Here is a 24,795-nt window from a genome sequence, read left to right on the forward strand (position 1 = left end):
AGGCGAAGGCGAAGGCGAAGGCGAAGGCGAAGGCGAAGGCGAAGGCGAAGGCGAAATACCCGAAATTCTGGTCACGCCCCTTTCAAAGGACTTTGGTGAAGTCACAACGGGCGAAACGGCCGAAGCCACGTTCACCGTCAAGAACACGGGAACCGGCACTCTGACGGGCACGGCCACGATTTCGGGCGAAGGTTTCGAATTGGCATCGGACGCTTCCTATTCGCTGCAAGCCGGCGCCACAAAGGAAATCGTGGTGCGATTTCGGCCAGCCAAGGCAAAGGCCTATTCGGGCACGGCGATCTTTACCGGCGGAGCATCGCCGGTGGAGGCCGCCCTTGCGGGCGCTGGTATTGCACCGCCGGGATGTTTTGGCGGAACCGTTTCTCCGGTTGCTCCACCCAAGGGCAATTACGGCATCTTGGCGGCTGTGGCGGTGTTTTTGGCATTGGGACGCCGTCCGTATTCGAGGCAGCAAGCCACGATTTGAAAGTCGGAGGATGTAGCGATGGCAATTGCCAAAAAAATCGCAATTCTATGGATGGGATTGTTCGTAGTTTGCGAATCGGCTTGTGCCCTGACCGAATACGCGGATATCCCGGCGAACATACCCCGGATTGATAATAATTATGTCAAGGCCATCGCGGTTGGAACGACGCATGTGTATGTGGGTGGAAGTTTCACCACGGTCAGCAATGGCACGGTGCGCGCGGCCTTGGCGGCATTTGACAAGACCACGGGCGCACTGGACGTGAATTGGGATCCCGGTTTGGCGGATCCCGTAGACCTCAGCGTCGAAGCGCTGGCGGTGGCAGACGGCAAAGTATATGTGGGCGGACGTTTCAAGTCCGTCCGGGGAGGACTGCGCACTCGCAACAACCTTGCGGCGTTCAGCGAAGCCGACGGCAACAGTCCCGCCGGCGTGGATTTCGCATGGGATCCCAACATGGACAAAAACGTCTACGCCATAGCCGTTTTTGGAAACCGGGTGTATGTCGGCGGCGCCTTCGAGTATGTGACGGCATCGAGCGTGCAGCGCAGAGGAGCGGCGGCCTTCAACAAGGCGGATGGATCCAGCGCCGCCGTGCTAGATCCTTGGAACCCAAGACTTTCCTATCCGGATCTATATCCATGGATGGGCGACTGGCCGGTCGTAAACGCCTTTGCTTTCGCGGGCGATCGCGTGCACCTCGGGGGTGAGTTCACCAAGGCCAACACGTCCATCGTGCGCAACTACTTGGCGGCCTTCGAATTGGCCAACGGCTCGAATCCCGGAACCGTGGACGCCGCATGGAATCCGAACTTGGACGATGCCGTCAATACGCTTGCGATATCGGACGGACGCCTGTACGCGGGGGGCGATTTCACAACCGTCAACGGCGGAGCAGCTACCCGCAACCGCGTGGCCGCGTTCAATGTCGCGGGTGGCGGCGCCTCAGCCATGGTGGATCCGTGGAATCCCAACATCAACTCGACCGTCTGGGCGGTGGCGGTAAGCGGCCCGCGCGTTTTTGTTGGCGGAACTTTCAGCGCCGTCGGTGGCTCCACGACACGCTATGCCTTGGCGGCGTTCAACACGGCCAACGGCTCGAATCCCGCTGTGCTCGATGCGTGGAATCCGAGTTCCAGCAGCAGCAACTACATCTTTACTTTGGCGCCGTCGCGAAGCGCGGGCATCATCGTGGGCGGCAGCTTTACCTACATGGGCCACGAAACACGCCGCCGTATCGCCGGATTTAATACCGATTGGGACAATCCTCCATACGTTATGTGGCAAATGCCTGCTTCGGGCGGTGCGATCGGCAGTAGTCATGCCGCCATTGACGTGACGTTCAATGAACCCGTCTATGGAGTTGACGCAGGCGATCTCATTCTTACCGGCCCTGCGGCCACCGGTGCGGTCGTGGGGACGCCCACCTTCCAGCACGGATTTACCGGCTCCACGCCGCGCACCATGTGGCGCTTCCCCGTCCTCAATCTTTCGAGCGGAACACTGAACGTCAGTCTGTCTCCAACGGTGGGCGCCATCGTTGACGAGGCCGGCTCGACGCTCAATCCCAGTCCGACAACCTCGACGTATACCGTAACGGCCACGCCGGCCACGTTGCCTTTTTTTGAGGATTTTGAGAGCGGCAGCCTGGCTTCCTATTGGGATTCGCGCGGAACAGCCTATTTCGGCAACACCGTAACCTCCCTGTACGATCCCCATGCCGGATCCTATCACCTGCTGCTTGATGAAGCGTTGACCGGTTACCTGTCGCGCAACGAAGTCACATTGACATTGGATCTTGCCGGCCGCGCCAATGTCGAACTTTCCTTCTGGATGAAAGAACTCCTCGACGACGATCACGGTCCGCCGTCCATTCCGTATTTGAACGGTGCGGACTACGACGGGGTGGCGATCAGCGCCGACGGCTTGATGTGGTACGAAATACAGGGATTGCGCACGGCGGACGGGATTTCCGGATCGTATACCCAATTCACCATTGACCTCGATGCGGCGGCCGCCGCCCACGGCCTTGCCTACAACAACCATTTCCAGATCCGTTTCAACCACTACGACAATTGGCCCGCCTCGAGCAGCGGGTTTGTATTCGACGACATCCGTGTGCGCGAAGTCGTGACAACGCCGGCCGTCGTGAATGTAACGAGTCAGCACCCCAACGGCACTTTTCCACTGGGCGAGGTCGTTGACGTTCAGGTCGTTTTCTCGACTCCTGTGGCGGTAATGGGATCGCCAACTCTCGAACTCGAAACCGGCGCCGTGAATCGTCTCGCGGCAATGATCGGCGGCGATGGGACGAACACGCTCGTTTTCCGTTATACGGTGCAAGCGGGCGACAGTTCGCCAGACCTTGATTATGCCGGCAGCGACGCCCTGCAACTCAACGGAGGCAGCATTCGCGACGCCGCCACGGGTACGCTGGACGCCGACCTTGCGCTCCCCATTCCCGGCGAAGCGAATTCGCTTGGATTCAACAAGAACATCGCCATAGACACTGTGGCCCCTTCCGTCGGGACGCTCGAAGTGCAAGCGCCCCTTGTCATGAATCTCTCATATAACCAGGCGATGGGAACGGGCGTACTTGACCCGGCCCGTTACACGCTTTCCGGCTTGGGCCAAGGATCGCTTGCAAATCATCCCGATCAGGTGGAGGACCTCGGCGGCAACGTGTACAAGCTTTCATGGGCAGGCGGCGAAATGCGGACCGGACATGATGTAACCGTCACTGTGACAGATGTATTCGATCTCATCGGCAACCCGATCGGTCCCTCGAACAGCGCCACGCACACGGAAGGCGGCATGGGTGTTGCCCCTACCGTGACCGGCATCATGGTCCAAAGCGGACGATTCATCTTGGTTGAATTCAGCGAGACCATGGGAAGCGGCGCCATCCTTGCATCCAATTACACGCTGGCTGGTTCGGGAAAAGGCACGCTGGCCGCCAACCCGAACGACGTCCAATGGATTGCCGACAACGAATATCGCTTGGAATGGACCACCGGAGAAATGCGCGACGGCGGCGATATTGTGATTTCGGTCTCAAACGCTGTGGATCTGGTGGGAAACGGCATGGGCGATCCCGATTCGGGAACACATCCAGGCGGCGGAATCGGATATGCGCCCGAACTGGCCGAAGTGGACGTGCAGGATGAGAGCCATATTGACTTAATTTTTAACGAGGACATGGGCGCGGGCGTAGCCGATGTGGACCACTTTACCGTTTCCGGTCCGGGCGCGGGCAGTCTGACGATGCACCCTTCTTCCGTCGAGGCTTTGGGCGCATCCTATTACCGGCTGGCATGGTCTTCGGGTGAAATGCGCGACGGCGGCGACGTGACGGTGACTGCGGCGAATGTCCATGATCGTGCCGGTAATCCAATCGGTCCGTTGAATTTTGCCGTGGACATCGGTGGCGGCATTGGCATTCCCCCTGGGTTGGCTGATGCGACGGTCATGGACCTGCGCATGGTTCTTGTCGTTTTCAGCGAGTGGATGGGAAGCGATGCGGTCAATGCTGAAAACTACACGCTTTCGGGATCAGGCCGTGGAACGCTGGCCGAGCATCCGAATAGCGTGGAAGACACCGGCATGGGGATGTACCGGCTGCAATGGGCCTCCGGTGAAATGCTCGACGGCGGCGATATCACCATTACGGCTTCGGGTGTTGCGGACCTTGTCGGCAATCCCATCGGCACGGCCCATACGGCCACCGATCCCGGCGCGGGCATTGGCGGGGCGCCCCGCGTGACGAGCGTGCAGGTCCTGACGGGCTCTACCGTGCGTCTATCGTTCAATGAACCCATGATGGGAGGCGATCTCGGCGATGCAAGCCGCTACATGGTTTCCGGCGACGGGATGGGCACCCTCTCCATCCATCCGGATACCATAACCACCGAGGGTTCATCGGCTGTCGTCGCGGGATGGAATGAGGGCGAAATGCGACAAGGCGGCTCCATCTCGCTTACGGCCGCCAATGTCCGGGATTTGGCCGGCAATCTCATCGGAGCGTCCAACAGCGCCACCCATGCCGACGGCGGCATGGGTGTTCCCCCCACAGGGATGCTGGTCCTGAACGATGCAGCGGTATTCACGCGCGACCGGCAGGTAACCGCCACTTTCCTCGGCGCCGACGGCACGGGTAGCGCCCTTGACGCCATGCGATTCGGCAATGGCGTGGCGGAATGGTCCGATTGGCGCACCTATTCCGTCTCATCGGCGTGGGAACTTCCCGACGGCCAGTCATGGAAGACGGTTTATGCCCAGTTGCGCGATGCCGCCGGCAACGTGTCGGACGAAACGATCGCCGACACGATAGCCCTCGACACGGAACCCCTTGCCCTGTCGCCCGGAAGCGATACCGCCGTGGAAGCGGAGTACGGCTCCTCATGTCTCCTGGAAGTCCGTGCCGAAGGAATTTTCGGAACGCCCCTCTATACATGGAGCAAACGAAACAACGAAGGCCAATGGCAAATCCTTTCCGGTCCGGCCAAAGACGTTACGGGTTCGCAATACTGGATCGCCCCCGTAACCGTTTCCAGTGCCGGGGCATACCGATGCGAAGCAGCCGATGAAACCGAAACGGCTGGTCCCGTCGAATTTATCGTGACGGTGAGCGACCCGCTGGAAAGCCTGCCGTTGTTTGGATTCGCTGGGATCCTGCTTCTTGCGTTATGCTGCCTTTTGGCAGGCTTCACGTGTCTGCGCAAATTTTCGTGTTGACAGGCATTCGATAAATCAACGCTAATCCACCAACTCTGCGGGCGAGAATCCATCAAATTCCACCGTCCCAGCGGCGTTTCTCGTGCTCGTGCTCGTAATCGTCATCGTAATTGCAGTTGATCGGAGAAACATGTCCCCGCCGGCTGACTTCATTTCAACAAACAATAAAGTGTAATGCACGAGACGAATCAAGAGCGATTTCAATCAGTGGTCAAATGTGGTTTGACGAGAGCGGTCCATGCGTCGTAACCGGCTTGGTTGAGGTGGAGGCCGTCGGATTGAAACATGTCTTTCCGGGGCTGGCCGTCGGCGCCCAGAATTGTCCCGCTGGTCTCGACGTGGACTATGCCGGCATCGCCTTGGGCGTATTCGGCCACGCGGGCGTTGAAGTCTTTCATCATGGAGTAAAGATTCCAACGGGCGATACTCGGTTTGGCGGCGAGCACGATGATGCGTGAAGCCGGCGAGGACTGGCGGATATGTTCGACGACCTCCTTGAAATCGTCGAAGACCACCGTGGCAGGCCTGCCGTGCGCGATGTCGTTGTCGCCCGCGTACAGAACGACGGTCGTGGGCTTGTGCGGTGTTACGATGCGGTCGAGATAGTACGCGATGTCGCTGTATTCGCATCCGCCGAAACCGCGATTGATCGTCTTGAATTCCGGGAAGCAGCGTTTCAAGTCCCACAGGCGAATCGTTGAACTGCCGACGAAGAACACGGTGTCGGGCGCTGGCGGGTTGGCCCGGTCCTGTTCCTCGAACGCTTGTATGTCTTTCTCATAAGGCATCGCGCGAACGAGTTCGAGCGCCTGGATGAATGCCTCGCCGGCAACCCCTGCCTCTTTGTCGCCTCCCGCGAACTTGAATTCGATGGCGCCGTTGCGCGGTCTGAGCGATCGCAGTTCGATGTCGAGCACGCGGTTCGGACCGTCGGCCTTCTCCGCCACATCCATCTTCTCAATCATCGGCTGGCCGTTCACGAACACCGACACGCGGTTCTTCGCCGTGTCGAATCCGCGCGTCGCGGCGAACTTCAGCGTTGCGCGGTACATGCCCGGCGCGACAGTTGCATTCACGATAAACTCCGGCGCATGAATCCCGTAGCGATAGAGATTGGGCGAGTCCGTACCCTCGATGGTTTCCGCGACGGGTTCCGTCCACCACGCCGCACCGACGACATCCGCGCCCTGGTTCATGCGGACAATCCACTCCGTGGCCGGACGCCACGCATTCCCGGCCTTGTCGCACAAGTCTTCACGTCCCGAATAGCCGAACACCATGCGTTGCGGATCCACGGGCCCTTCGCCGGACCCGAACCCGCTTGAGCCCGTGGCGGCGGAGGAGACCACGCGATGAACACGCACTCTTGCCCCTTGCGACAACGGATTCTTTTCCCCGCGCACGACCACGCGTAGTTCGTGTTTGCCTTCGCTCAGCCCGCTTCGCGCGAAGAGCGTTTGCGCGTCCCGCCCAACCGGGCACCAGCAATCGATGCCGGCCCGCTGTTTCTCGCCGTCAATAAAAACGTCCGCCAATCCCCCCGCCGGTTCGACGTCGCCGATAACTCGCACTTGGTTGCCGTCGAAAGCGCAGGTTATCGCAGCCCCTGTTGTTTCGCTCGCATCATGCGAATCCCATGTTCCCGTCCGCGTGAACGCTTCACCGGATGATGCGTTCTTTGGATCGTCGCCTTCGACAGCGATCGCCGTCAGGCCATCGTGGCGAATCGTCACAATGTAGTCGCCATTGGGAAGCGGCTTCATGCTGAAACCATTTCCGTCGGCAACTTCACGCCTTTGCAAGGAAATACCGTCGCCGGTGATGTGCGACGGTTCAAAAGCCAGCCGGAGAACGGTTAGGGTATGTTCAGGAGAATCGAATGTCGTAAAAGCGATACGGCCCTTCTCATAGGCCGCATCCACAATCTCCGCCGAACTCCGCATGACATGATTTTCGCGGTTTGGGCCGAAGAGATCGGGCATCCATGCCATGATTTGCAGCATGGTCCGCATCGCGAGCGGGTGGATGATATTGAGCCACGATGCGGCCACGATCGGATTGCCCAGGAGTCCGTCAACGACCGTCCCGTTGTCGAGCGCATCGTAGGATCCGAGTATGGCCATGCGCCGTGCGAGTTCCCGCGCCCACGCGTCGTCGGCCAACGCCGCGTATTGCGCCAACGCGCCTGCCGTGAGTTGCTGGCCATAGGACAAGGATGTGCCGCAGCAACTCGGCGATTCGGGCATCGCCCACGCGCCGCTGTACACTTCCGCCGCCGAATTGGGATCCACGCCGGTTCGGTTCAGGAGCAGCGTCAGCACATTGCGCACGTCGGACTTCCACAAGGGAAACGCTTCGCGATAGTCCATCACATATTGCATCGCCCACACGTTGACCAGCGAAATCACCGGGCATTCCCAGTCCCAGTAGCAGCGCCCCCACGTGTCCACCGCGGCCCATTTTGGAAATAGGACGTCGTTGAGATAAGCGTGTCCCGCGTCGCGCGCCCGCATGATGGCGTCGTCTGTGCCGCGATAGCCGAGCCGAATGAGTGAATCCAGGAATCGCAGGATAAACGTTACGCTGCCGGTCAGTTCATTGCTCCAATTGACCTCTTCGGGATTTGCGTAACGCGGCCACGGCGGTTCGCCAGGCGTCCGGTTGCAGTGCTGAGCCAACAAATCGCCCCAGTGCCTTGCAGCCTCGAAGTACCGCGCATCGCCAAGTATCCGATAGGCGCGCAGGATGGCCGCGCCGATGTCCGCCGAAAGATCGAGTTGGATGAATCCCTTTGGATCGCATGGGCCGTAGGGCTTGCCCTTTGTGGGCACGCTGATCGGGAAGTTCGGCCACGGATGATCCGATGGCGTCTGGGCATAATCGAGAATGTAATCGGCCTGCAACTTGATGAAGCCGAGGGCGGCCGGGTCGCCCGCGTAGCGATAATAGTCCGCAAAGCCGTTGATCAAACTGACGGTCCGCTGGCCAAGGTCGCCGCACATCCAATTTTCCAACGGTGGCGCGCCGATGTTCCCTTCCGCGTCTATGCTCCACATCGAGGTGTATACGAAATGCGGCGCAGCCATGACGGCCTTGTCCGTGCCGACCCACGGGTAGCGTTTGAGTGTTTCCATGGATACGCGCACACGATAGTCAATCTGTCCGTTCAGCCCTTGATACCATGGCGCGATGACGCCATGCGCGTCCTCAATGGCCGGATGTCCATAATATGCCGGCAGTGTCGTCGCGCCGTTTGCCAGAAATCCGATCAGCAATGTCGTCATCATGCCGGGCGCCCACTCCTTATTGCCGCGTGTATGTGGATGATAGGGAAATGAGGAAATGAAGGGGGGTAGCGGAAAAAATTTTTACAATTTTCAATATCCCCAAACAGTCTCCTTGTCTTTTCTTTTGCACAACGGGATGGCGATCGTCAGAGATTTGCCAGGTTCGCCACATATTCCTTGCTGCCGTCGTTGGCCCATGCATCCAGCTGATTCGGGTCTTTGAGTTGCTGGCCGCGCTGACGAGGCACGGCAAGGTAGCCTATCCGGATGTCGGAAAGGCCCGTCATGTCGCTCCAGAGTTTTTCGAATTGGGCGACGGGATACACGTCTTCCTGCCCATGGCCCCATCGTCGCTTGACATCCTTGATGGTTACATAGGTCGGCATCCGGTGCGCCATGGCGCGGACGGCGTGGGTGATTTTATCGGCTGGACCGTCGAGATCGGCCCGCGTGAGGCCGAACAAGGCCAGCAGCGGATCAATTTGTATCCATGTGGTCATCGAATTGTAGTACCGCAGTTTGAGTTCGTCCTCCTCGCGCGGCTGGGCAAGCCCTTCGAGCAGGCGCACACGGCCATTGACCCGCGCAAGGCCGCCGCCGCGATCGTCTATGCGGCGGGGGACTACCTCAAAAGTCAGCACATTGCCTGCCTGCAAATGCGCGCCCAGCGCCTCGGCATCGAGATCGGCCCCCAGGGTGTCAATGTTGTGGAGCATGATCGTTTCGAGATGCGGATGCTCCCTGAGCAATTTCGCCAGGACGCCGTTGCGCAGGAGGTTGGGAATTTCGTACCAATGTCCGGGCGGATTGAATCGCTGGATGGCGACGTTGTCCACATAATCGCTTCCTTCGCCCTTGGATCGCGCCCAGTCCATGAGTGCGGCGCGGGCATCCTCGCGGACCTTCTGCTTCTGTTCATCCAGCATTTCCTGGGGCATTTCTTCCCACAGAAAAACGAGATCGCGCACCATCGGGATCAGGCGCTGCCCGATGGATCGCCCCGGACTCAGCACGATCGGTCCCTCGTAGCCGTAACGGCCGTTCAACTCCAGATGTTTCTCGATGGGGCCATGGGTCAGGTAACTGGTCGAGATGATATGTGGTGGGGCCGTTCCGTACCGTTCGGCGCTCACACGGGTCTTGGCCACATGAATTTCAAGAAAACTCCGGTGTTTTCCTCCCAAAAAGAGGAATGGATTGATGGCTTTCACGGCGCCCGCGCCGGTGGTCCAACGGCTTCCAACGCCCGCGGCCAGGGAGAAAACGGCGACGCGACCGTCGCGGAGGGATTCCTCGCCGATACGCCGGCGCTCCGGATCGCCGAACAGGGTGATCACATCGGAGTCGTGCACGTCCTCAATGGAGGTATCCACGGGAAGCCGGTTGTGCGCCAGTCCGATGCGCCCACTGCGCAAGTCTGCCCGGATCTCTTCGTGCTGAATCGAATCGAAGCCGTTTTCGGACTTGATGCGCGCGGCGTCTTCGTCCCATGCCTGTCGCGTGGACTGCGTGGCGGGATCGGCGACCCGGAAAAGATTCGCCGTCAACGTTCGAAGCAACCCGTAAGTCTCGACGGCATCACTGCGACGCGCCGTGAAATGGTCCAATTCGACACGACGCAAGTAAGCGATATCGTCCGCGCTGCGGCGGACCAGTTCCGGGATTTGCAGCGCATAGTAGCGCGTGGGCATGACCGCCTCCTCGCCCAGAAGAAGGCACGAGGTCGATCCCTGTGCATTGATGCGGAAATTGTATACAACGGGATCCATGGCAAAGGGCAGCGCATCTTCGAGCGTGCGTTTGGCGGAGGTCATGATGGCGAGAATTTCATCCCGAAAAGCGTCGCGCCGGGACGGTTCCACAAACATGGCCATGCCGCCGCCCGACATGCCGCCCAACATGAGGAATCCCCAAAAATCGTCTCCAAGGGTGTTGCGCGCTTCTGCGATGACGGTTTCAGTGAAACGGTTTGTAACCCATGGGATGATAGTCTTGAGGGGAACGTCCCAGTTTCGGGTCGTATTGGCGGCGAGTTCGCGGATATCGCCCGATTGGAGCGCGCCGAGAATGTTGTCAAATATGGTGCGCATCGAAAGGCGCGCTTCCCATTCACGTTGGGCCCGAAGAAGGTATTTTTCGGTCACCATTTCGAGGATGGGGCCGACGTTTTGCGCCATCCCGCCGTGAATAAGCACCAAAGACGCGGCCAAACGCTCCTTGATCTCCGGGTGGAGATCGTCCTCCCCCAATATCCGGTGACGCGGCAACAGGCAGCCTTTGCTGATCCCGTATTCCGGATCGCCCTTGCAGGCGATGGCGCCCTCGATGACCTTGATCCCCGGCCAAATGCCGCCGGAGTCCTGCCAGCCGCCGCCGGAACCGCCCAGCCATTCGCCGAGGATTGCGCGCGAGGCCGCCAAGCGGCGCTCTTCCTCCGTAAGCGGACCTTCCAGCGTGGAGGTTTGCCCCGTGGCGCGCATCAATACACTGATGATGGAGGCAAGAAGATTGGTCGAAACCGCAAGGCGCGAACCTTTTGGGATGTCATTGACTTTCGTGACGAGTTCAAGGCCCATGCCGCGCCCTACAATGCGGCCCAAAATTGCCTCGATGGACTGGTTCGTTCCCTCGAAGGACGGCGGGATCAAACCGGACGCGATGACCCCGGCTTTGAGGAGGCTGAGGTAGTCATTGCCGAAATTGAACAGATCCCGCAGATCCGTAACGTCCTTGGTGGTGTCGAGATCGGTACTCGTCAGACGCAGGACCGGTTCCGGAATGGCGCGAACATACGTTTCGATGGGGGGCTGGATGATGTCGTCGCGGCCGTAGACCCCCAGATCCACGGAAATGTTGAGCACCCGTGCGCCTTCCGGGTAATCCATGCCCAGAAAAAAAATGTCCGACCACCCGCTATGGCTCAGATCGAGCCGGACCGGCGTCGTTTCACGCAGGATGGGGTAAAGAAGCGTACCGTTCGGCCGGTAGAGCAGTTCACGGCGCAACCGGATAGGCTGATCGTCCGCATGGCCGACGCGGAACATCCACTGGTTACCCCTGCTGGCCCGGACGCTGCGCCGCACCTGATCGCAAAGCGTTTGAAACGACAAGTGATGATAGGCCTCGGCGAGAGCGCTGAAAAGCGCCGCGTTCGGACCGTGTTGTTTCATGGCCGCGCGGAAACAGTCTATGGCCTCCTCGAACCGGCGGCCCAGCAGATCGTGAAATCCATCGTAGGGAATTGTCCCCGTATCGGGAAAGGCCGGAGATTCCTGAAACGAAAACCGGTAGGCCGCATACAGGAACATGGTCGCCCGAACCCGTTCATAGAGATTGTCCGCCGAACGGCGAAAGGCGTCCAGTTCCTCGCAGGCCGCCATCAGCTCTTGTGGAGAAAGTTCCTCGCACAGCGATCGGAACGGCCGGTTCCGTATCTTGGAACCCTTCGCGGTGATGGTTTCAATCAGTGTGTTCACGAAAAACATCCTCATCCGGCCGGCCGACGCATGCCGGCTTCGGCCAACACGTCCACCAACACTCGCAGGACCTCGTCGCGATCCTTACCGGCCATGCTGATCGCGAGTTGCGTCTGGAGCATTCCGAAACGGGATCCTATATCGTAGCGGGATCCGGACACTTCGACCGCCAGATACCGTTCGCGTTTTGCAAGTTCCTGTAAAGCCGGCGTCAATTGGATCTCCGGATCGCCGTTCTTGTGGGCCGCCACTTCCGGCTCGAGCGCGTCAAACACCGACGGCGGCAGCACATGCATGCCGAACAGGCAGAGATAAAATCCCGCCCGCAATCCCGGCGTTTGCAGGTGCAATTCAGCCATGCTCAGCGAGGGTTTCTCGATGATTTTCTCGATTTGGTACAGACCCGGTGCGTCCGGCACACGCTTACCGCTCAAGGTTCCGTAATGGCCGACCAGATGTTCCCGCGTGACCTGCACCACCGCGACGGCGCATTCCTCGCGTACCGCAACGTCAATCAATTGCTGCGCGCACCGGCGGCTGGGCATGTGTGACACGTAGAGATGATCGCTTAGCAGCAGCAGGAAAGGCTCGTCCTCAACGAATTCGCGCGCAAGATACACGGCATGGCCGTAACCGCGCGGTTCTTCCTGCACGGCAAAATGCAGGTGGCGCAACACGCGATCAATTCGTTGCGCCTGTTCCCGTGCCCAATCCACGCCTTCGTAGGCGTGAAGAAGATTATCGCGCAGCAGATGGAGTTGGGCGCGATATCGCGACTCATCGCCCGGAGCGCAGATCACGCAGACTTCCTCGACACCGCTGTCGAGCGCTTCCTCGGCGATGATCTGAATGACCGGTTTTGCCAATCCGTCGCGGTCCACAATGGGCAGCATTCCCTTCTGAACCGTTTCAGCCACGGGATACAACCGTACGCCGCGACCCGCCGCCGTGATGACTGCCTTTCTGACGTGCATCGTGCCATTCCCTCCCGCGTTGCCGATCCAAATAAAACAACCACAACGCAATATCTCACAGAGATGAAAAAAAACTCATGAATCGAAAGGGCGGATCCTGTTTAGTCGTTTTTTTCGTCTCTTAATATGCCCCGATTGCAAGACCTGTATTCGCGGGGTCATGTTGCAATTTGAATCAGAGTCCCTCTTTCCGTAAAACGATAACATCCTTGCAGACGTCTTTGGCTTTGGTGGCTGAATATTCGCGTTTGGTTTCAATGTACCCGGGCTGCTTGAAAAGGACCTGAATGGCCGGGCTTGGTTTTGCCAACTGGGTCCGCACGGAGTCCACTTTGGACTCATCCGCCAGCGTCTCGCCTGTCTTGCGGTCCGTCACCGTGATGTCCGCCACGCCGTTGGGGTTGCACTGGGTGAAATCGCCATCGGTGGCGGCGTCAAACGCCTCCTTGGTGTCGGCCAGCCAGACCTGAAAGTCAATTTTCTCAATCGCCGGCTCTGTTGAAGCCGACGGCAGGGAGGACGGTGTCGTTTGCATGCCGGGTTGGACAGATGTTGGAGTTGACGCCGGCGATGTTTCATGCGTATTGCCGCCGCGCCCGGACATGAATAATCCGGCGGCAGCGATAATGATCGCCAGAACGGCTGCGCCGGCCACGGCAGGTATCGTGAGACTTCGTTTGGACGGTGCGGCGGGCTGAGCCGGTTGCCCGGACGGCTGGCCGCCGAGCGCGATGGTCGGCGTCGCGGCGGCGGAACGTTGCGGGCCGGTCGCCACGGTGGCCGCATGATCCGGCAGATGACTCGACACGACCGTTGCGTCGGCTTCACCCGCCATGACGGTGGCGTCGGTGGAAGCGGCGGAACGTCCGCACGGGCCGACGCCCGTAATTGCCGGATCGGGCTGAGCCTTGAGAGATTCCATTAATGCGGCGGCCATGGCCACACCCGTCGGATAACGTTGCGCGGGATTCTTGCTCAACGCCTTCATGATGACCTTGCTGAGGCATTCGTTGACGGCGAAGTTGAGTTCCTTCGGTTCGACGGGATCCACCTTGATGACCTTGTGCATGACGGTGCTGAGCACTTCGCCGGTGAACGGCTTTTCGCCGGTCAACATTTCATAAACGATCAGCGCCACGGAGAAGAGGTCGGAACGCCCGTCAATCTTGTGTCCCATGAACTGCTCGGGACTCATGTAATGCGGCGTGCCGATCATCGCGCCTTCCTGCGTCAGGTTCGAGTCGCTGACGTGCGCGATGCCGAAGTCGGCAATCTTGACGGTTCCGTCGGACAACATCATGATATTGGCTGGTTTGATGTCGCGATGGACGATGCCCTGCGCATGCGCCAGCGCCAGCGCCTTGCAGATTTGCGCGCCGATTTCGACCGCCTCTTCGGGGGACGGCCGGCCCCTGTGCGCGAGGTAGTCCTGCAAATTGCCGGAATCAATAAATTCCATCGCAATGTAGGCGATGCCGTTTTCTTCGTCCGCATCGTAAATTGTGATGATGCCCGGATCGTTCAGCATGCCTGCGGCGCGGGCCTCACGCAGAAAGCGCTGCATCATCTCGTCTGCGCGCCCGCTCGCCTCCATGACATCGCGCCGGGCGGTTTTGATGGCGACGCGCCGCCCGATGATCGGATCTATGCCCTCGTACACGACGCCCATCGCGCCCTTGCCCAATTCGCGGACGATCTTGTACTTGCCCAGTTTTTCGGGAGGTTGCTGTGCCGACATATGTTCCTCTCTTTTACCATTGAATTCGGAATTAAGGAGGCGCAAACATCCAAACGCCAATCCCGCTTATTCCGACTCCAAACTCCTGTCTACTTCTTTTCCAATTCCAATTTCGCAATCCATTCCTTGACGGTCCCCGAGTCCGGTGCATCGGGGGCATCGCGCAAATAGGCTTGAAACTGCTCAATGGCATTGGCGTTTCGTCCAAGCGCCGCATAGGCCAATCCGAGATTATACCTTGCCGCGGTATAGGCCGGATTGAGTTTCAAGGCTGTTTCAAAGGACGAGATCGCCTTTGTAAAATCCTCGGCTTGGCGGCGCGCTTCCCCAAGGTCGTTGTGCGCGGACGGGTCATTCGGCGTCAACATGGCGGCGCGTTCGAAGCAGGCAATCGCTTCGGGATAGTTGCGTTGAAGCAAAAGGACGCGGCCCTTTCCGCGAAAAACCTCGACCGCGTTTGATTTGAGGGCTTCCGCGCGCCCAAAACTGTCCAGGGCGCGTTGGTGTTCGCCGGCTGCGGTGCAGGCGGTCGCCAAATTGAACCATGCCTCGTAGAATTCCGGAAAGAGTTTTACTGCTGTATCGTAAGCCGAAATTTTTTCGTGGATGCTTTCGGCGCGAACACCCCGGTTGTACGTCTCGATGGCTTGCCGGTGCAAGCCATCCGCGTCGAGCGCAGGAACAATTTCGCCCAAGGATTCGCCGTTTTCTACGAGCGGCGCAATGACGCCGTGTTTTCGCAGCAGCGCATAGGCATTGTTGACTGGATTGACAATCGTAATCCATTCCTGATCGCGCAACTTTCCGATGAGCACCCCGACGAGCAGGCCGTCGCGATCAAAGACCGGTCCTCCGCTCGATCCCGGGCTCGCGGGGATGTTGGTCTGAATCACGGGGCAATCCCGGTACGTCCGGTTCGTGTTCGACACAATACCCGTCACGGTGCTGAAATCGAGATTTTCGGGCGTGGCAATCGCCACGAGGGGCGATCCGCTGCGCAGGACGGACGCATCGCCGATGCGGGCGACATGGGAGGGAGGCGTGTCGGATTGGAGCAGCGCCAGTTCATTGTTTTCGTCAAGAACGGCCACGCGCAATCTGAATTCCTTGCCGTCGAGTGTCTTGGCGCGCAGGGCGCCCACGCCCTTTACTTGATGCGCAGTGGTGAGAATCAGGCCCGATTCGTGAATAAAACAGCCGCTGCTCTGGACGGGCGCCCCGCTGCCCTCCTTTTCACCCAGTATGACGACCACGGCCTGTTCGTTCCGGCGGACGATCGTTTCCGTTTCAATGGCGCACAAGTCGAAACAATACCCCATCGCCAGGATAAGCATCGTCCATCTCATGCCTGTCATTCCTTTTCCCCTGCTATTCCATGCAAAGAATATACCACGTCGTGCCCGCCATCAAGGAACTCATGCCAGACCTTCGCCTGTGGAACTCATACTAAGGCTGGCATGCAACACGCCCTTTTCGCGGCGCAGATGGCTGGCCAGTGTCTGCAACCGCCGCGCCGGACCGCGTACCACCACGATTTCCGCGCATAAATCCGCGTCCAAATGAATGTGCGTGCTGGCTAGGATGACGTCGTGATGATGGTGCTGCGTGTGCGTCAGCCGGTCGCTGAGACCACGCGTATGGTGGTTGTACACCAACGTAATCGTTCCGACGGCCTCCTCGTTCTCTTTCCATTCCTTCTCGACGAGCCGGTCCCGGATCATGTCGCGGATGAATTCGGAACGATTTGCGTATTGACCTTCCGCAACCAGCCGTTCCAGCCGTTCCCAAAGGGGCTGTTCGATGGAAAAACTCAGTCGCATGACGCCCGGCATGTCTCTATCCTCCGTTCCCACGGCATTCTACGAACATATTGAAGACGTTGCAACGTGTCGAATTGATCCAACCGATGCCATTCGGGTATAGGAACCCTTATGCGAATGGGGCGGAAATCGAACATGGCGGCGGCCGTGTTCGCCTTGATGACCTTGGCTGCAGCGGCCGGCATGCTCTGGCTGCGGCAGCGTCATTTGGGAATTCCAATTTGGATTCCCACGTGTGCGGCCTCGACGTCGTTTCTTTTGACTGCGATTGCGCGCGGTGCGGGTGGTCATTGGCCGGGACGATTGATGCTGCTTGGACTGGCCTTCTGTTGGCTGGGAGACCTGATCGGACCGCTTGATTTTATGTCGGGCGTGGGGGCATTCCTAGCGGCCCATTTGGCATTCATCGCCGCCTTTGTCGTCCGCGGACTTCGGCTGCCACTTGTCCGGCGGGATGCCGTGCTGGCGTTTGCGATATCGGGCGTCATCGCGTGCTGGCTCTTGCCGCATGTGCCGTCCGGCCAACTTCCACTGGTTGCAGCCTACATCCTCGTCATCTCGACGATGTGGATCTGCGCCGGCGGTACGGCTTTCGACGGGCCGGGACGCCTGATGCTCGTTGGCGCGACGATTTTTTATATTTCCGACATTTTTGTCGCGCGCTGGCGTTATGTGGACACGAGCACCGTCAATGCCCTCTTTTGCTATCCGCTGTACTATCTCGCCTGCGTGATTCTGGCGTGGGCGTCCGGATTTGGATACCATGCTCACTTGCAGCGCGACGGGAAGGAGGGCTAGAATAACGCTAGGCAAACGGAGGTGGCGCAAATGGTTCACGAGGAATTGTTGAAAATTCTTGTTTGTCCAGAAAACAAAACGCCGGTTGTGTTGGCGGACGATGCCTTGATCGCGAAGGCCAACGGCGCCATCGAGGCGCGGACGCTCAAGAATCGCGCGGGCGCCATCATCGAAACCCGGATTGACGGCGGGTTGGTGCGCGAGGACAAGGCTTACATGTATCCGATTCGGGACGACATTCCCATCATGCTCATTGACGAGGCCATTCCGCTCGATCAACTCGCCGGATAACTTGTAAATTTATTCGCGCCACCGTACGCGCATCACCGAATTCCTGTCCCGCTGAGGTGGCACGGACTATGCCGAATTGGAATTCGGCGTTACGGGTTGTTGATCAGGTCTTGATTCCATAGTGTCATAACAGCCTTCCAAAACAACCGGGCGGTGCAGGCACTTCCCCTTCACCCTCGCCCTCGCCCTCGCCTTCACCCTCGCCCTCGCCTTCACCTTCCCCCTCACCTTCTCCTTCCCCTTCGCCTTCACCCTCGCCTTCACCTTCTCCTTCGCCCTCACCTTCTCCTTCGCCTTCCCCTTCGCCTTCCCCTTCGCCTTCTCCTTCACCTTCGCCTTCTCCTTCACCTTCGCCCTCGCCTTCGCCGATGTTGGCGGGAATGGTGATATTTCCACTTTCTATTTTGACATCCAGACCCATGCCATCGGGCCGGGTGACCGACACATCGCCGCCGAAAAGGGTTACGGCCGAAGCGGTGGCATCAGGCCGCACTTGAAACGCCAGTGTCATGAGAACACCGTCTCCCATTGAAAAGGCATTGAGGCCGAACACAGTAAGGCGCACCTGTCCGGCGAGAGACTCGTTGGCCGTGACGGTTTTTCCTGACGCGATGGGGACGGGCCCCGTTGTTGTTTCCTGATAGGACAATTGCTCTTTGTCGTAATTCACACTAAACAGAATGGTTGCGGGCAACGTGCCGTTCGTGGACAGCGTTACACTCACATTCACGGTTTCACCCGGATTGCCTTCTGCATCCGCGATACGGATTTGGGCCACTCCGGGTGTTGGAAACATTTCCCAAATCGCATCCAAATCGCCGGAAAAATGGTCACAAAGATAAGGATATGCCGTGGCGACAGGAATGGTATCGCCCGTAGCGCCGCCAAAGTCGTCCCGTAGACGGTTTGGATAAGCCGGGGCATCGTCGCTGTTGGCCAATGCGTCGAAAAGATCGAAAACCGCCACATTGTGTAGATGGGGATGCGCCGCATGGTATGCCGGCATCCACTCGCCTTTCAGCCATTCGCTGAATAATCGCGCACGATGGGCGTTGGCATCCGAAGTGCCCTCGCGATTGAGCGGCGGCGCCGTTATCGCAATGAACAGAATATCGCCATTCCGGGCAAATACATCCTCCAGCGGCGAATAGGCATGGCCGCCATTCAGATAAACGTTTCCAGCGCCAGCGGGGTGCCGGTAAATGGACTTGTAATTCGACAACGTGCGTTCAAAAGAAAACGGATCGCCCGGTTCAGAGCCGTCGTCCGTGATATCGCTGTTCGACGGCGAGCTCTTGAACAGGATAACGCGATTCACACCAGAAACACGTCCGGAATTGGCCATGCCGACAAGGTAGTCATTGAACCAATAAAGCCAGTGCCGCATGTCCGTGTTGTCGCCCGCGACGAAACCCAATGAGGCCGGGCGGCCCACATCCTCGAGGACCGCCCTGCCCTGGGTGATGGAATAAACACCGTCAAGATACGGCTTGCCGTTCAGTATCTCGCGCAAACAGCCGTCAAGCCAGTTTGATCCCGTTTCCTGATGGATAAACAACACGCCGCCCGCGTGTGCCGAACCCGTTGTGACAATGAATGCCGTCAAGATCAACCCTGTAATGCGAAACATTTGCCGATCCTCCGGTTTTTGTTTCATTATACACGATATACACGATGCTTGACGTGGGATTTTGTTTTGAATATACTATATAATTGATAGATTAGGTAGACTGATTCGGTTTCACGCTGCGAAGGCCTGTAAGTCGTCTGAGCGCCGGCGGATTGGAATAGAAAGGTACAACAGGAGATTGCTACGTGATCGAGGTCCGAAAATTGAGCAAAGGGATAGGCGCGGTCTGCATGTTTTTTTCATCGCTGTGCGGAGCGCAGCAAATGGCCTTGTTGAACGTGTCCTACGATCCGACACGTGAATTGTATCAAGATGTCAACAAGTCGTTTTGTGCGCTATGGGAAAAGCAGACCGGTAAAAAGCTGATTGTACGCCAATCGCACGGCGGTTCCGGCAAGCAGGCGCGGGCCGTGATAGACGGCCTGGAAGCCGATGTGGTGACCCTTGCTCTGGCCTACGACATTGACATGCTCGCCGAAAAGGGCAAATTGCTGCCGGCGGATTGGCAGAAGCGTCTGCCGCACAACAGTTCGCCGTACACATCCACCATCGTCTTCCTTGTACGCAAGGGCAACCCGAAAGGCATTAAGGATTGGGGCGATCTCGTGCGCGGGGGAATTTCGGTGGTGACGCCTAATCCGAAAACGAGCGGCGGCGCCCGGTGGAATTACCTTGCGGCATGGGGGTATGCGTTCAAACAACCCGGCGGTTCCGAGGAATCGGCCAGGGACTTTGTGACCAAACTCTATAAAAACTGTCCTGTATTGGACACGGGCGCGCGCGGTTCGACGACTACATTTGTCGAGCGTGGAATCGGCGATGTGCTGATTTCGTGGGAAAACGAGGCGATACTGGCCGTCAATCAATTCGGGAACGGTGAGATTGAGATGGTCATCCCGTCGCTGAGCATTCTAGCCGAGCCGCCCGTGGCCGTGGTGGATGCCGTGGCAAAAAAACACGGAACGGAAGACGTCGCAAAAGCCTATCTCGAATTTCTGTATTCGGATGAGGGGCAGGCTCTTTGTGCGAAACATTATTACCGTCCCGCGGCAAAGCCCCTGCCGGATCGCTTTCCCGGCGTGCGTCTTTTTACCATTGAAGAAGTGTTCGGCGGCTGGAAGCAAGCCCAACAAAAACACTTCGCCGATGGCGGTATTTTTGATCAAATCTTCCAGATGAAATAGTAGGCACGCATGGCGCCGGCACGAAGACGCTTGGTACGGAAAAGCATCCTGCCTGGTTTTGGGCTGACAATGGGGTATGTATTGGCCTATTTGGGGCTTTTAGTGCTGCTTCCGCTGTCGTTCCTTTTTTTCCGTGCGGGCGCGATGGGCTGGGGGGATTTTGTGTCGGCCATCGCATCGCCGCGCGCTGTGGCGGCGTTCAAACTCAGCTTTGGGGCATCGGGATGCGCCGCGTTGCTGAACGCGGGTTTTGGTCTCGTGGTGGCGTGGGTGCTGGTCCGTTATCGTTTTCCGGGACGCGCCCTGCTGGATGCCCTTGTTGATCTTCCCTTTGCACTGCCGACGGCCGTGGCGGGCATTTCGCTGACCACGTTGTATGCGTCCAATGGCCCATTGGGACGTTGGCTGGATCCGCTGGGCATCAAAGTGGCCTATGCGCCGGCGGGCGTGATTGTGGCCCTGACCTTTGTCGGGTTGCCCTTTGTCGTGCGGACGCTTCAACCGGTCATTCGCGAGATTGATCCCGAAGTGGAAGAGGTTGCGGCCAGTTTGGGCGCCCGGCGCTGGCAGGTCTTTCTGCGCGTGATCATGCCGGCGATTTTTCCCGCCCTCCTCGCGGGATTCGCCATGGCGTTTGCGCGCGCCCTCGGCGAATACGGTTCGGTGGTTTTCATTTCCGGCAACATGCCGATGCGCACCGAAATCGCGCCGCTGCTGATCATGACCAAACTCGAGGCGTACGACTACGCCGGCGCGGCCGCCATCGCGGCCGCCATGCTGGCCATGTCCTTCGTGCTGCTGCTGGGCATCAACTTCTTGCAATGGTGGAGCCGGCGTAATGAATCGGTCTAAAGGCAGACGCAATGGGGAAAAAACCGGCGGCGTGTTTATCCGGTGGCTGCTGACAGGCATTGCGTTGGTGTTCATCCTGATCTTTCTGGTCGCGCCGCTGGTGGCGGTGTTTGCTTATGCGTTTCAAAAAGGCGTGCAAGCCTATTGGAGCGCCATTGCCGATCCCGACGCATGGGCCGCCATCCGTCTGACGCTGCTGACGGCGGCCCTTGTGGTCCCGGTGAACGCCCTGTTTGGGATTGCCGCCGCGTGGTGCATTGCCAAGTTCGATTTCTGGGGAAAAAACATTCTCATCACCCTGATTGATTTGCCCTTTACGGTATCGCCCGTAATCGCGGGCGCGGTTTTTGTTTTTCTTCTGGGCGCGAACGGATTTCTGGGAGCCTGGCTCGAATCTAGTCAATTGAAAGTGATATTTGCCGTGCCCGGCATCGTGATTGCCACGCTCTTCGTTACGTTTCCCTTGGTGGCGCGGGAGCTGATTCCGCTCATGCAATCCCTCGGCAACGACGACGAGGAGGCGGCCTTGTCGCTGGGCGCGAGCGGCTGGCGGACTTTCTTTCGAATCACCTTGCCGAACATCCGCTGGGGGCTTCTTTATGGAATCGTCCTATGTACGGCACGGGCCATGGGGGAATTCGGCGCCGTTTCCGTGGTGTCCGGCCACATCCGCGGCGTTACGACAACCATGCCGCTGCACATCGAGATTCTATACAATGAGTACAACTTCGTCGCCGCGTTCGCGGTGGCGTCGCTGCTGGCGCTGTTGAGCCTGGTGACGCTTGCCGGGAAGAAGGCGGTGGAGTGGGCGTCGGCCCAACAGCCGAATAGCGACGCGGGCTGGGGCGAATAGAAACGATTCAAAGAAAGGACGCACACGATGGCATGGCGGGGACACGTATTTGTTTTAGCGGTGGCCATCGCAAGCGGTGCGGCGCAGTCCGCCAAAGTCACGTTGTCGGTAAATCACCGGACAATTACACTAAGTTGAACGACGGGAAATCTGTGTCGGTAAACTTCGAGGGTATGATGATGACTCTTTCCATGGACGATTTGGCGGTTGGGCCGCATGCCTGTGTTTTGGCGGCCAATGGATGTCATAGCCATTTCGCCTTGCCGAAGACGGAAATGGACACACGCCTAACGCGGCTCAGCCGCAATACCTCAATCAAGGATATGATTTCTTTGTCCGCAACTTCTGTGTACCATGCACAGAAGTTGCGTACAAAGAAACTAAAACAACCCATTCCGTCACGTGAGGCTTTCGATTATGTCAAGTGAATCAAAGGCAACGGACTGCCTCGGAGAACCCAGATGAACGCGATGCTCCTGTTTGTGATCTCCCTCTTGAGTGCGACCACATTTCCTAGCCGCTATAACGTTGTCTGGGACTCGCCCAGCCAAGACGCATCCGGTTCGATGCCGCTGGGCAACGGCGATATCGGCCTAAACGTCTGGGTTGAGGCGAACGGCGATCTGGTCTTTTATATCGCGAAATCGGACGCGTGGTCTGAAAACGCGCGACTGCTCAAATTGGGGCGTATCCGGGTCCAATGTACGCCGCCGCTTGTCGCAAGAGGGAAGCCGTTCAAACAGACGCTCGACTTGACCACGGGCAGCATGCTGGTCGAAGCCATGCACACAATGCGTATTTGGGTGGACGCCAACCGGCCAACGATTCGCGTTGAGGCCGAAAGCGCGGAACCCTTCGACGCGAAGCTGGAATTCGAAACGTGGCGTGAGAGTCCGCGTACCTTGAAAGGCGAGGAACTGTCAAGCGCATATGGCCTCGCCGAAGCGCCCTATGAGGTGACCGTATCCGCCGATAGGCTGGCCGTTGGCCTGCCTGATCGGCTGATGTGGGGTCATCGAAACGAGCGATCCATTTGGCCGGACACGCTGCGCCTTCAAGGGATGGGCGATTGGATCGCGCAAGGCCAAGATCCGTTGCTTCATCGAACCTTCAGCGCCGCCGTGTGTGGTGACGGCTGTATCGCGTCTTCTCCCAAGAGCCTCAAGTCGGTCCAGCCCGCCACGCATCATGCATGGACGATTGTTGCCGATACGAAGATTATTGATACCGATGCGGATTGGCTTGAACCTCTTGAAAAGCGGGTTGCCGATGCACGCAAAACGGACTGGCATAAGGCGTGGTTTGATCATCAGGCGTGGTGGCGGACATTCTGGGAGCGGAGTTGGATCCAGGTGGACGGTGCGCCGGATGCGGAGATGGTTTCGCAGGGATATGCCTTGCAGCGTTTCATCAGTGCATGTGCAGGACGTGGTGCGTATCCCATCAAATTCAACGGTTCATTGTTCACGGTGGATCGGAGTGGCGGTAAATCATTCGATGCGGATTTCAGAGCGTGGGGGGGGCCTTACTGGTTTCAGAACACGCGCTTGGCCTACTGGCCCATGCTGGCCTCCGGCGATTTCGACATGATGCCGCCCTTGTTCCAAATGTTCTTGGACGCGTTGCCTTTTGCGAAAGCGCGCACACCGGTCTACTTCGGCCACGAGGGCGCCTTCTTCCCTGAAACGATGTACTTCTGGGGCGCCTATGCGAACGACAACTACGGCTGGAACCGCGAGGGGAAACCCGTTGGGCTAGTTGACAACCGGTACATTCGATGGCATTGGGAAGGCCAACTCGAATTACTCGCTATGATGCTCGATTACTTTGTCTATACACAGGACGAAGTGTTCGTTCGTGAAAAAATGCTGCCGCTGGCTGGACCGATTCTGTCGTTCTTCGACCATCACTTCAAACGTGATGTGACCGGCAAGCTGCGTTTGGAGCCGGGCCAGGCATTGGAGACGTGGCAGGATGTGGTGGATCCGTTGCCTGAGATTGCGGGCTTACAGGTCGTGCTCGACGGACTGCTTGCCCTGCCGGACAATCTGTTATCCGGTGAACAACGCTCGACCTGGCGGCGTTTGCGGTCCGAATTGCCTTCATTGCCGATGCGCCAAGTGGATGGAAACAACATCTTGGCGGCCGCGCGCGAAATCCGCGAGAAAGCGCACAATTCCGAGAACCCGGAACTATACGCTATCTTTCCGTTCCGAATCTTCGGTGTAGGCCAGCCGGACCTCGATCTGGCGCGGCGGACTTTCGAGGCGCGGCGCATCAAAGGCAATCGCGGCTGGCAGCAGGACGATACGCAGGCGGCCTTTCTCGGATTGGCATCCGAGGCGAGGCAACGTGTCGCGGAACGGTTTGCGACAAAAGATCCCGGCAGCCGTTTTCCGGCGTTCTGGGGGCCCAATTTCGACTGGATACCCGATCAGGATCACGGCTGCAACGGGCTGATGGCACTACAATCCATGATCATGCAATGCGAAGGCCGCGCAATCCGCCTTTTCCCGGCATGGCCGAAAGAATGGGATGTGGACTTCCAACTGTGCGCGCCGTACAACACCCAGGTCCAAGGTATCTATCGAAACGGCCTTCTTGAATCGCTCAATGTCATGCCCCCTGAACGGCGGCAAGATGTCGTGATTTTCGAAACGCAGTAAAAAGG

At 58.4% G+C, this 24,795-nt stretch carries 16 protein-coding genes; 9 read left to right on the forward strand and 7 right to left on the reverse strand.

Annotation, left to right across the window (positions count from 1 at the left end):
- Together P5540_00035 and P5540_00040 are read left to right on the forward strand one after the other, a co-directional pair.
- Nucleotides 1–487 (forward strand): choice-of-anchor D domain-containing protein (locus P5540_00035; GenBank protein HRT63186.1); only part of this gene is annotated, 487 nt, incomplete at its 5' end.
- Nucleotides 488–505: 18 nt separating this feature from the next.
- Nucleotides 506–5,221 (forward strand): immunoglobulin domain-containing protein, encoded by a 4,716-nt coding sequence (locus tag P5540_00040; GenBank protein HRT63187.1) that lies wholly within the window; start codon nt 506–508, stop codon nt 5,219–5,221.
- 200 nt (nt 5,222–5,421) lie between these two features.
- On the opposite strand, the gene P5540_00045 is transcribed toward P5540_00040, so the two are convergent.
- The 6 genes from P5540_00045 to nikR all read right to left on the reverse strand — a co-directional run bounded on the left by P5540_00045 (nt 5,422) and on the right by nikR (nt 16,528).
- Nucleotides 5,422–8,508: a GDSL-type esterase/lipase family protein gene (locus tag P5540_00045; GenBank protein ID HRT63188.1), complete on the reverse strand. Its 3,087-nt coding sequence runs from the start codon at nt 8,506–8,508 to the stop codon at nt 5,422–5,424.
- A 146-nt stretch (nt 8,509–8,654) separates the two neighbouring features.
- Nucleotides 8,655–11,984 carry a UTP--glucose-1-phosphate uridylyltransferase gene (locus tag P5540_00050; GenBank protein HRT63189.1) on the reverse strand — a complete coding sequence of 1,110 codons (3,330 nt, stop codon included), beginning with the start codon at nt 11,982–11,984 and terminating at the stop codon, nt 8,655–8,657.
- Nucleotides 11,985–11,995: 11 nt separating this feature from the next.
- Nucleotides 11,996–12,958: a sugar phosphate nucleotidyltransferase gene (locus tag P5540_00055; protein ID HRT63190.1), complete on the reverse strand. Its 963-nt coding sequence runs from the start codon at nt 12,956–12,958 to the stop codon at nt 11,996–11,998.
- A gap of 175 nt (nt 12,959–13,133) precedes the next feature.
- Nucleotides 13,134–14,696: a protein kinase gene (locus P5540_00060; GenBank protein ID HRT63191.1), complete on the reverse strand. Its 1,563-nt coding sequence runs from the start codon at nt 14,694–14,696 to the stop codon at nt 13,134–13,136.
- 89 nt (nt 14,697–14,785) lie between these two features.
- Nucleotides 14,786–16,042 (reverse strand): tetratricopeptide repeat-containing serine protease family protein, encoded by a 1,257-nt coding sequence (locus P5540_00065; GenBank protein HRT63192.1) that lies wholly within the window; start codon nt 16,040–16,042, stop codon nt 14,786–14,788.
- A 69-nt stretch (nt 16,043–16,111) separates the two neighbouring features.
- Entirely contained in the window at nt 16,112–16,528 is a 417-nt protein-coding gene (gene nikR, locus P5540_00070; GenBank protein ID HRT63193.1) for a nickel-responsive transcriptional regulator NikR, read from the reverse strand.
- Between the two features lie 123 nt (nt 16,529–16,651).
- Between nikR and P5540_00075 the strand changes: the two genes are divergently transcribed.
- Nucleotides 16,652–17,314 (forward strand): lysoplasmalogenase, encoded by a 663-nt coding sequence (locus tag P5540_00075; protein HRT63194.1) that lies wholly within the window; start codon nt 16,652–16,654, stop codon nt 17,312–17,314.
- A 30-nt stretch (nt 17,315–17,344) separates the two neighbouring features.
- A complete protein-coding gene (locus tag P5540_00080) occupies nt 17,345–17,605 on the forward strand; it encodes a Trm112 family protein (GenBank protein ID HRT63195.1) in 261 nt (86 codons plus the stop codon).
- Between the two features lie 124 nt (nt 17,606–17,729).
- On the opposite strand, the gene P5540_00085 is transcribed toward P5540_00080, so the two are convergent.
- The gene (locus tag P5540_00085) at nt 17,730–19,235 is read right to left on the reverse strand and encodes a cohesin domain-containing protein (protein HRT63196.1); all 1,506 of its coding nucleotides are present in this window, start codon (nt 19,233–19,235) and stop codon (nt 17,730–17,732) included.
- Nucleotides 19,236–19,450: 215 nt separating this feature from the next.
- Here P5540_00085 and P5540_00090 point away from each other — a divergent pair, with 215 nt between their 5' ends.
- From P5540_00090 to P5540_00110, 5 genes are read left to right on the forward strand one after another with little or no spacing between them, the layout of a single operon-like run.
- The gene (locus P5540_00090) at nt 19,451–20,419 is read left to right on the forward strand and encodes a sulfate ABC transporter substrate-binding protein (protein ID HRT63197.1); all 969 of its coding nucleotides are present in this window, start codon (nt 19,451–19,453) and stop codon (nt 20,417–20,419) included.
- A 9-nt stretch (nt 20,420–20,428) separates the two neighbouring features.
- Nucleotides 20,429–21,271 (forward strand): sulfate ABC transporter permease subunit CysT, encoded by an 843-nt coding sequence (gene cysT / locus P5540_00095; GenBank protein HRT63198.1) that lies wholly within the window; start codon nt 20,429–20,431, stop codon nt 21,269–21,271.
- Nucleotides 21,258–22,124: a sulfate ABC transporter permease subunit CysW gene (cysW, locus tag P5540_00100; GenBank protein HRT63199.1), complete on the forward strand. Its 867-nt coding sequence runs from the start codon at nt 21,258–21,260 to the stop codon at nt 22,122–22,124. Before cysT ends, cysW begins: the two co-directional genes overlap by 14 nt.
- 32 nt (nt 22,125–22,156) lie before the next feature.
- On the forward strand, nt 22,157–22,552 hold the full coding sequence (locus P5540_00105; protein HRT63200.1) for a hypothetical protein: 396 nt from the start codon (nt 22,157–22,159) through the stop codon (nt 22,550–22,552).
- A gap of 33 nt (nt 22,553–22,585) precedes the next feature.
- Nucleotides 22,586–24,790: a DUF5703 domain-containing protein gene (locus P5540_00110; GenBank protein HRT63201.1), complete on the forward strand. Its 2,205-nt coding sequence runs from the start codon at nt 22,586–22,588 to the stop codon at nt 24,788–24,790.
- Nucleotides 24,791–24,795: the final 5 nt, after the last annotated feature.

This window comes from Candidatus Hydrogenedentota bacterium (assembly GCA_035450225.1).
In the GTDB taxonomy this organism is placed as follows: domain Bacteria; phylum Hydrogenedentota; class Hydrogenedentia; order Hydrogenedentales; family SLHB01; genus DSVR01.

What these genes read in the sequence shown, in the direction of transcription:
- P5540_00080 (HRT63195.1), top strand. Translation starts at nt 17,345, where the DNA reads ATGGTTCACGAGGAATTGTTGAAAATTCTTGTTTGTCCAGAAAACAAA.
- P5540_00110 (HRT63201.1), top strand. Translation starts at nt 22,586, where the DNA reads ATGAACGCGATGCTCCTGTTTGTGATCTCCCTCTTGAGTGCGACCACA.
- nikR (HRT63193.1), bottom strand. Translation starts at nt 16,528, where the DNA reads ATGCCGGGCGTCATGCGACTGAGTTTTTCCATCGAACAGCCCCTTTGG.
- cysW (HRT63199.1), top strand. Translation starts at nt 21,258, where the DNA reads ATGAATCGGTCTAAAGGCAGACGCAATGGGGAAAAAACCGGCGGCGTG.
- P5540_00040 (HRT63187.1), top strand. Translation starts at nt 506, where the DNA reads ATGGCAATTGCCAAAAAAATCGCAATTCTATGGATGGGATTGTTCGTA.
- P5540_00060 (HRT63191.1), bottom strand. Translation starts at nt 14,696, where the DNA reads ATGTCGGCACAGCAACCTCCCGAAAAACTGGGCAAGTACAAGATCGTC.
- P5540_00055 (HRT63190.1), bottom strand. Translation starts at nt 12,958, where the DNA reads ATGCACGTCAGAAAGGCAGTCATCACGGCGGCGGGTCGCGGCGTACGG.
- P5540_00065 (HRT63192.1), bottom strand. Translation starts at nt 16,042, where the DNA reads ATGAGATGGACGATGCTTATCCTGGCGATGGGGTATTGTTTCGACTTG.
- cysT (HRT63198.1), top strand. Translation starts at nt 20,429, where the DNA reads ATGGCGCCGGCACGAAGACGCTTGGTACGGAAAAGCATCCTGCCTGGT.
- P5540_00075 (HRT63194.1), top strand. Translation starts at nt 16,652, where the DNA reads ATGGCGGCGGCCGTGTTCGCCTTGATGACCTTGGCTGCAGCGGCCGGC.
- P5540_00105 (HRT63200.1), top strand. Translation starts at nt 22,157, where the DNA reads ATGGCGGGGACACGTATTTGTTTTAGCGGTGGCCATCGCAAGCGGTGC.
- P5540_00085 (HRT63196.1), bottom strand. Translation starts at nt 19,235, where the DNA reads ATGTTTCGCATTACAGGGTTGATCTTGACGGCATTCATTGTCACAACG.
- P5540_00045 (HRT63188.1), bottom strand. Translation starts at nt 8,508, where the DNA reads ATGATGACGACATTGCTGATCGGATTTCTGGCAAACGGCGCGACGACA.